This is a genomic window from Rhizobacter sp., from assembly GCF_031412075.1.
GTDB lineage: Bacteria > Pseudomonadota > Gammaproteobacteria > Burkholderiales > Burkholderiaceae_C > Rhizobacter.
This window is the reverse complement of sequence record NZ_JANOCG010000535.1, coordinates 1-4357: the sequence shown is the minus strand read 5'-3', so window position 1 is coordinate 4357 and position 4357 is coordinate 1. Positions and strand designations below refer to the sequence as shown.

6 protein-coding genes are annotated in these 4357 nt (G+C 65.5%); 5 read left to right on the top strand and 1 reads right to left on the bottom strand.

Going from position 1 to position 4357, the window contains the following annotated elements; all coding sequences use genetic code 11:
• Positions 1-42 precede the first annotated feature (42 nt).
• Positions 43-387, bottom strand: a complete 345-nt coding sequence (locus RMO40_RS19990) for a hypothetical protein (RefSeq protein ID WP_309725117.1) — start codon at positions 385-387, stop codon at positions 43-45.
• 123 nt (positions 388-510) lie between these two features.
• Here RMO40_RS19990 and RMO40_RS19985 point away from each other — a divergent pair, with 123 nt between their 5' ends.
• The 5 genes from RMO40_RS19985 to RMO40_RS19965 all read left to right on the top strand — a co-directional run.
• On the top strand, positions 511-1731 hold the full coding sequence (locus tag RMO40_RS19985; protein ID WP_309725115.1) for a Y-family DNA polymerase: 1221 nt from the start codon (positions 511-513) through the stop codon (positions 1729-1731).
• Between the two features lie 103 nt (positions 1732-1834).
• Positions 1835-2806, top strand: a complete 972-nt coding sequence (locus tag RMO40_RS19980; protein ID WP_309725113.1) for a DUF3034 family protein — start codon at positions 1835-1837, stop codon at positions 2804-2806.
• Between the two features lie 13 nt (positions 2807-2819).
• Positions 2820-3254, top strand: a complete 435-nt coding sequence (locus RMO40_RS19975; protein ID WP_309725111.1) for a globin domain-containing protein — start codon at positions 2820-2822, stop codon at positions 3252-3254.
• A 102-nt stretch (positions 3255-3356) separates the two neighbouring features.
• The gene (locus tag RMO40_RS19970; protein ID WP_309725108.1) at positions 3357-4052 is read left to right on the top strand and encodes a plastocyanin; all 696 of its coding nucleotides are present in this window, start codon (positions 3357-3359) and stop codon (positions 4050-4052) included.
• Positions 4052-4357: alpha-hydroxy-acid oxidizing protein (locus RMO40_RS19965; protein ID WP_309725106.1), on the top strand; the 306-nt coding region annotated here is incomplete at its 3' end. The genes RMO40_RS19970 and RMO40_RS19965, both read left to right, overlap by 1 nt.

Here is a 4357-nt window from a genome sequence, read left to right as displayed (position 1 = left end):
GGCTGGGTTCGTCTTCACGATGAGCACGTTGCGGCCCACGTACTACTCCAGCAGCTTGGCCGGTGTGAGCAGGTCGAAGTCGAAGTTCTGCACCAGCAGGTCGAACGAGCCGGGGTGCGAGAGGCTGCGCAGTTGTGCCGTTTCGGGCCGCATGCGCGCGCTGACGTCGCGCAGGGCGAGGCGGTTGTTGCCGTTGTCGAGCACCACGCTGCGTGCGTCTTTCACCAGTGCCAGGTCTTCGTTGTAGATGGTCACGGCCACCGATTGCTGCTCGTCGAGCGTGCTGCGCCGTTCGGCGGTAGGGGCCTGCTGCGCAGACGCGCCGGCCACGTTGATGGCCAAGAGCACCAGAGCGGCGGTACGAGCAAGGGGGAAGGCGGTTGCCATGAGAGTTCTCCTGAAAGGTTGAGACACGGGGCGCGCGAGCCCACCCCTCCTTGAACGGGCGAGCGGCCCCAACGGGGTGAAAGTGTTTGATCTGACTCATAACTGTATGAAAATACAGCCCTTATGACGCAACGCCTGATCGCCCACCTCGACATGGACGCGTTCTATGCGTCGGTCGAGCTGCTGCGGTACCCCGAGCTGCGCGGCCTGCCGGTGGTGATCGGCGGCGGGCGGCGCCACCAGCCGGTGCTGCGGGCCGACGGCAGCCGCGAGTTCTTTCGGCTGCGCGACTACACCGGCCGCGGTGTGCTCACCACGAGCACGTATGAGGCACGTGCACTCGGCGTGTTCTCGGCCATGGGCACGATGAAAGCGGCACTGCTGGCCCCCGACGCCATCCTGCTGCCGGTCGACTTTGACGAATACCGCCGCTACTCGCGCCTCTTCAAGGCCGCGGTGCGCAGCATGGCGCCGCTGGTTGAAGACCGTGGCGTCGACGAGATCTACATCGACCTCACCGACCACCCCGGGGCACAAGACGACGCCGGCCGCGCCGCTGGCCAGGCGCTGAAAGACGCGGTGTTCAGCGCCACCGGCCTCACCTGCTCGGTAGGCATCACACCGAACAAGCTGTTGTCGAAGATGTGCTCCGAGTTCGACAAGCCCAACGGCCTCACGCTGCTGGGCCTGGACGAGATCCCCACCCGCATCTGGCCGCTGGCAGCGCGCAAGGTCAACGGCATCGGCCCCAAGGCGAGCGAGAAGCTCGCGGCGCATGGCATCCACACCATCGGCGAGCTGGCGGCGGCCGACGCGGCTTTCCTGATCGCGAACTTCGGCAAGAGCTACGGCGCCTGGTTGCATGAAGCCGCCCATGGGCGCGACGAGCGGGCGGTGGTCACCTACAGCGAGCCGGTGTCGATGAGCCGCGAAACCACCTTCGAGCGCGACCTGCACGCGGTGCGCGACCGCAGCACCTTGAGCACCATCTTCACCGACCTGTGCATCGAGCTTGCCGATGACCTGGCGCGCAAGGGTTACGCCAGCAAGACCATCGGCATCAAGCTGCGCTTCGATGATTTCAAGATCGTCACCCGCGACCTCACCCTGCCGGCCCACACGCTCGACGCGCGCAGCATCCGCCGCGCGGCCGGCGAGTGCTTGAAGCGTGTCGACCTCACACGCCGCCTGCGCCTGCTCGGCGTGCGTGCTGGCAACCTGGCCAAGCTGGCCAACCTGGTGGACCCTCATGGGCCCGAGGCCCCACTGGTAGCACAGGAGGCACCGGCTGCGTACCATGCGCCGATGCCACTGTTCGACGCTGCACCGCCTTCTGAAAACTGATGCGCCGGGTGCCAACTAGTGCACACATTCAATTGCATCCAGACGTAACGGCGCGGCGTAAATAGACGTCGAGCCCTGTTCAACCGACACGAGGAGAAGACGCATGTCCTTTCGATCCCTGCGAAGCCAGTGCACGGCATTCGCCTGCACCTTGCCGCTGGCGCTGACCGTTGCGCCGGTGCTGGCACAGCCCGCCAGCCCCACCACTTTCAGCGGCAAGCTGCTGCTGACGGGCGGCGTGAGCAGCATCGACGGTGCGGCCGGTGGTGGCCTCACACCCTGGGCGGTGACTGGCGGGTATGCCACTGCGGGCGAGGTCGGGGGATCGGCGTTTGCAACGCGCGTGAAAACGCAGGACTACGGACTCAAGGCCTATGGCGCAGCCGTGAGCTACGGCGACCGGGTTGAGCTGTCGATTGCGACGCAAGAGTTCGACACCGGCCCGGTCGGCGGTGCGCTGGCAGTCGTGCTGAGCGATCCCGCTTTCACCAACCTGCGACTGAAGCAAGACATCTTCGGTGCGAAGGTGCGCCTCGCCGGTGACGCCGTTCTCGACAGCGACACCTGGGTGCCGCAGATCGCCGCCGGCCTCCAATACAAGAAGGCCCGCTCCGGCCCGCTGGCACCGGTGCTCGAATCATTTGGCGCGAAAGACAGCGGCGTCGATGTCTACGTCAGTGCGACCAAGCTCTTTCTCTCTCCAGGCATTCTGGTCAACGCCACCCTGCGTGCGACCAAGGCCAACCAGAACGGACTGCTCGGCTTCGGCGCTACCGACCACACCAGCTACAAGCTGCAGCCCGAGTTTTCATTGGCGTACCTGCTGCACAAGAGCGTGGCCATCGGCGTCGAGTACCGCTCCAAGCCTGACAACCTGAGGGACAACAACGCGCTCACCGCGTACACAGGCCCCGAGACACTGAAAGAAGATGACTGGGCTGACCTGTTCGTCGCCTGGGCACCGAGCAAGCACTTCTCGCTCACAGCCGCCTATGTGAACCTCGGCAAGATCGTGCCGGGGGTCGTCACGCGCCGCCAGACTGGTGCCTACCTGTCGGCCCAGATCGCCTTCTGAATCGGAGCCTTCCATGAGCAACATCTTTCGAAACCTCATCGTCTGCGCCTCACTCCTGGCCGGCGCCACCGCCCACGCCCAAACCACCGACGACACCCTCTACCAGCAACTCGGTGCCCAGCCCGGCCTCACCAAGCTGATGGACGACTTCATGACGCGCCTGCTGGCCGACTCGCGCATGAACCCGTTCTTCAAGGACGTGGATCACAAACACGTCAAGGCCCAGCTGGTGGCGCAGTTCTGCGAAGTCTCGGGTGGGCCCTGCAGGCTCAAGGGCCCCGACATGAAGAAAGCCCATGCCGGCATGGACATCACCAAGAGCAACTTCAACGCCCTGGTCGAGGTGCTGCAGCAGAGCATGGACGCGCAGGGCATCGCCTTCAGCACGCAGAACAAGCTGCTGGCCAAGCTTGCGCCGATGCACCGCGACATCATCAACACGCCATGACCGCAGGGCCAAGCGATATCGCAGCATCGCGACACACCGTGAATTCCCGCTAACGCGGGAATCACGATGCCTCTACCCTTCACCCCTAATTCCGTACACACCATGAACAAAAACGCCCTTGCCTTGCTTGCGCTGGCCCTGGTCGCCGGCCTGTCCCGCGCCGGCACCGTGCAGCTCACCATCACCGACAAAGACGGCAAACCCGCCCCCGACGTGGTGGTGCTGGTGCAGCAAACCGTCAAGGCTGTGCCCTCGCCGGCCGCCAAGCCGGTGGTGATCACCCAAGAAGGATTGCGCTTCATTCCCTTCCTGACGGTGGTGCCGGTGGGCAGCACGCTGCGCTTCATCAACAAAGACGGCTACGACCACCACGTGCGCGCCACCGCCAGCGGCCCGCTGGGCAGCATTGCACCGGCCAAGGCCTTCGAGTTGCGGCTCGATGCCGACCCCACCGCCTCGGCGCGTGGTGGCACCGACGCCTACCCCAGCGGCCCGGCCAAGAAACCCTCGGGCACCTCGAGCGCCGACATCAAGATGGACCAGGCCGGCCCCATCGGCCTGAGCTGCCACATCCACGGCTCGATGCGTGGCCAGGTCTACGTGGCCGACACCCCCTGGTTCGGCAAGACCGACGCCAAGGGCGTGGCCACCATCGAAGGGGTGCCCGACGGTGCCGCCCAGCTCACGCTGTGGCACCCCGACCAACTGCAAGACCAGCCCGCCGTGCCGGTGCAGGTGAGCGCCACGCCGGTCTCGGCCAACACCCAACTCAACTTCGTGCCGAGGCGCCGCCGCTGATGCCCGTGGTGACCTGCATCGAAGACTTGCGTGTGCTCGCGCAAAAGCGCGTGCCTCGCATGTTCTACGACTACGCCGACTCGGGCTCCTGGACCGAAGGCACCTACCGCGCCAACGAGAGCGACTTCCAGCGCATCCTGCTACGCCAACGTGTAGCAGTCGACATGAGCAACCGCTCGCTGCGCACCACCATGGCGGGCCAGAGCGTGGCCATGCCGGTGGCCATCGCGCCCACGGGCCTCACTGGCATGCAACATGCCGATGGCGAAATCCTCGCCGCACGTGCGGCTGAAAAGTTCGGCGTG

Excerpts from the sequence above, each read along its gene's own strand:
- RMO40_RS19975 (WP_309725111.1), top strand. The coding sequence starts at position 2,820 with ATGAGCAACATCTTTCGAAACCTCATCGTCTGCGCCTCACTCCTGGCC.
- RMO40_RS19980 (WP_309725113.1), top strand. The coding sequence starts at position 1,835 with ATGTCCTTTCGATCCCTGCGAAGCCAGTGCACGGCATTCGCCTGCACC.
- RMO40_RS19985 (WP_309725115.1), top strand. The coding sequence starts at position 511 with ATGACGCAACGCCTGATCGCCCACCTCGACATGGACGCGTTCTATGCG.
- RMO40_RS19970 (WP_309725108.1), top strand. The coding sequence starts at position 3,357 with ATGAACAAAAACGCCCTTGCCTTGCTTGCGCTGGCCCTGGTCGCCGGC.
- RMO40_RS19990 (WP_309725117.1), bottom strand. The coding sequence starts at position 387 with ATGGCAACCGCCTTCCCCCTTGCTCGTACCGCCGCTCTGGTGCTCTTG.